Annotated in this window: 3 protein-coding genes; all 3 read left to right on the forward strand. The window is 72.3% G+C overall.

Annotated elements, in window-relative coordinates; genetic code table 11:
* Positions 1–1,211: type VI secretion system contractile sheath large subunit (tssC, locus tag P409_RS33195; RefSeq protein ID WP_034848734.1), on the forward strand; the 1,211-nt coding region annotated here is incomplete at its 5' end.
* A 28-nt stretch (positions 1,212–1,239) separates the two neighbouring features.
* Positions 1,240–1,716 carry a tetratricopeptide repeat protein gene (locus tag P409_RS33200; protein WP_052121678.1) on the forward strand — a complete coding sequence of 159 codons (477 nt, stop codon included), beginning with the start codon at positions 1,240–1,242 and terminating at the stop codon, positions 1,714–1,716.
* Positions 1,689–1,877: type VI secretion system accessory protein TagJ (locus tag P409_RS36675; protein WP_274519202.1), on the forward strand; the 189-nt coding region annotated here is incomplete at its 3' end. The genes P409_RS33200 and P409_RS36675, both read left to right, overlap by 28 nt.

Genomic DNA, 1,877 nt, shown 5'->3' on the forward strand with positions numbered 1-1,877 from the left:
GGAAGTCGCGGCAGACCTCGGACCAGACCAAGGTGCGCATCCTTGACGTGTCCTGGTCCGAGGTCTGCCGCGACTTCCAGCGGGCGATCGAGTTCGACCAGGGCCACCTGTTCCAGAAGGTCTATGAGCAGGAGTTCGGCATGCCGGGCGGCGAGCCGTTCGGCGTGCTGGTCGGGGCGTATGAGCTGAGCCATGTCCCCGGCGCCGACCGGCCGACCGACGACGTGTCCGGGCTGAAGGGCATGGCCCAGGTCGCCGCCGCCGCTTTCGCCCCCTTTGTCGCCGGCGCGCACCCGGCCCTGCTGGGGCTGGAGAGCTTCGCCGAGCTGGGGATGCCGATCGACGTCACCCGCGGCCTGTCCGGCCCCGCCTTCGACCGCTGGCAGGCGCTGCGCGACCTGGACGATGCCCGCTTCCTGGGGCTGACCGCGCCGCGGGTGCTGATGCGCCCGCCCTGGCCCGACGACGGCAGCCGCACCGACGGCTTCCGCTACCGCGAGGACGTGTCGGCCCCCGACCTGTCCGGCTATTGCTGGGGCCCGGCCAGCTTCGCCTTCGCCGGCACGCTGATCCGCGCCTTCGACAGCTTCGGCTGGTTCGCCGAGATCCGCGGCGCCTCGGCGCTGGGCGGCACCGGCGGGCTGGTGACCGACCTGCCGCAGCTGTCCTTCGGCACCGACCGGCCCGGCGTCGGCGTGCGGTTCGGGACGGATGTCGAGCTGACCGATGCGATCGAGAAGGACCTGTCCGATCTGGGCCTGATCGCCCTGTGCCGGGCCCGAGACACGTCGCACGCCGTGTTCCACGGCAACGCCTCGCTGCAGCGGCCCAGGACCTACGATTCCCAGGCCGCCACCGCCAATGCCGGGCTGTCGGCGATGCTGCAATACGTCTTCTGCATCAGCCGCTTCGCCCACTACGTGAAGATCATCGGCCGCGACCGCGTCGGCGCCTTCCAGACCGCCGAGGACTGCCAGGAGTTCCTGCGCCGCTGGCTGCTGGACTATTCGATCTCCAGCGACAGCGCCAGCGCCGAGCAGCGCGCCCGCTTCCCGCTGCGCGAGGTCGATGTCGCGGTGCGCGAGCTGCCGGGCCGCCCCGGCCTGTACAGCTGCACGATCCATCTGCGGCCGCATTTCCAGCTGGACCAGGTGGCGTCGGGCTTCCGCCTGGTCACCGAACTGAATGCCCCTGGCGCGCGGGCCGCGTGATGCCCGTGCCCCGACCGAGGATGCTGCGATGAGCGACGCGACCGACCATTTCCAGGCCGGCCGGCTGGCCGACGCCGTGGCAGCGGCCCTGGCCGAGGTGAAGGCCAGCCCCGGCGACACCGGCAAGCGCGTCTTCCTGGCCGAGCTGCTGTGCTTCACCGGCGAGTTCGAGCGCGCCGACCGGCAGCTCGACGTGATCGGCGACCAGGACCCGGGCGCGGCCCTCGGCCTCGCGCTGTTCCGCCAGCTGGTGCGCGCGGCCCAGGCCCGGGCGGAGTATTTCAGCGCCGGCCGGGTGCCCGAGTTCCTGGCCCCGCCCGAGGCGCATCTGCAGGTGCTGCTGGCGGCCGGGGTCGCGCTGCGCGAGGGCCGCGAGGACGAGGCGGCGCGTCTGGCGGCGGAGGCCGAAGCGGCCCGCCGCCCTGCCCTGGCAGGATCGACGACGCCGAGTTCGACGATTTCCGTGACATCGATGACATGGTCGCCCCGGTGTTCGAGGTGCTGACCAGCACCGGCAAGTACTATTGGGTGCCAGCCGAGCGCGTGATGGCCGCCGAGTTCCACGCCCCGCAGCGCAGCCGCGACCTGCTGTGGCGCCGGGTGACGATGAGCGTGGCCGACGGGCCGGACGGCGATGTCTACCTGCCCGTGGTCTACGCGGCGGCA

This window comes from Inquilinus limosus MP06 (genome assembly GCF_000767795.1).
Taxonomy (GTDB): domain Bacteria; phylum Pseudomonadota; class Alphaproteobacteria; order DSM-16000; family Inquilinaceae; genus Inquilinus; species Inquilinus limosus_E.